This is a genomic window from Pseudomonas sp. 2822-15 (assembly GCF_002742515.1).
Lineage (GTDB): Bacteria > Pseudomonadota > Gammaproteobacteria > Pseudomonadales > Pseudomonadaceae > Aquipseudomonas > Aquipseudomonas salomonii.
Map to the genome: position 1 here is coordinate 1 of NZ_LJRY01000063.1, position 335 is coordinate 335.

Sequence of the window (335 nt, forward strand, 5' to 3'; positions counted from 1 at the left end):
CCTTTTTAGGTGTACGTAGGTCATTTTGGAGTTTTTCATAAAACTTGATATTTGCCTGTTTCTATCTATAGATATGATATTACAAAGCAATGATTAATTAAAGGTTCTAGAAAAACCCTGTTCCGATTTTGTGATATTATTAATACATGAATGACTGAAGGAGGGGGTCGTGTTGAAACGGGAAGATCAAAAGGATATAGTTGCTACATTTTCAATTGTTGGTTTTGATCCAGAAACAGAAGAACTTGGTATCGCGGTACAATCTAAGTTTTTAGGCGTAGGTGCGGTTGTACCATGGGCAAAAGCAGGAGTGGGTGCAGTAGCCACACAAGCAA

1 protein-coding gene is annotated in these 335 nt (G+C 37.6%); it reads left to right on the plus strand.

The window, feature by feature from the left end:
- Window positions 1-169: 169 nt before the first annotated feature.
- On the plus strand, window positions 170-335 hold a 166-nt coding region (locus AOA59_RS00250), incomplete at its 3' end, for a DUF1028 domain-containing protein (protein WP_178076218.1).